The organism is Variovorax sp. LG9.2, from assembly GCF_035018885.1.
Taxonomy (GTDB): Bacteria; Pseudomonadota; Gammaproteobacteria; order Burkholderiales; family Burkholderiaceae_C; genus Variovorax.
The window spans coordinates 1-483 of the sequence record NZ_JASJXB010000106.1 but is presented as its reverse complement, the minus strand read 5'-3'; the positions used below and the strand labels follow the sequence as shown (position 1 = coordinate 483).

The following is a 483-nucleotide window of genomic DNA, read 5'->3' as shown; positions in this document are numbered from 1 at the left end:
AACCAGATCGCCTCGATGCGGATCATGGGCCGCTCACCGGAGCCACTCGTGCAACCAGGCGGCGCAGGACGCTGCCGCCTGCACCGGCCAGTGCACCACGGCGGTGGCGTTGCCGCGCTGGAGCTCGATACGAATGTCGGGCAGCGGCATGGGTTCGGCAGGCGCGGGTGTTTCGGGGTGGAAGCTGACGGCGACAAAGCCCGACGGACTGGCCGTCTGTGAGACGGCTGCAATCGGCGCCACGGTGTTGCGTTCGTTGACGCGCCATCGGTGCACGACGTTTGCATTGAGGTCGTGCTGTCGCGCGATGGCGGCAACGGAGACGTCCGGCTGTCTGCGTGCCTGGAGCGTTCGGGCTTTGAATTCGGCACCGTGTTGACGCCGGGGAACTCTCTTGATCACTCTATCCATCGTGTCCGCATCATTCATGTGGACACGATGCCATCTGCACCTCCTGGCTTCAAGATGACTTGGCCGGCTGCT

The 483-nt window shown here is 64.4% G+C and carries 1 protein-coding gene; it reads right to left on the bottom strand.

Annotation, left to right across the window (positions count from 1 at the left end):
• Positions 1 to 33: 33 nt before the first annotated feature.
• On the bottom strand, positions 34 to 483 hold a 450-nt coding region (locus tag QN413_RS27105), incomplete at its 5' end, for a transposase (RefSeq protein WP_323499645.1).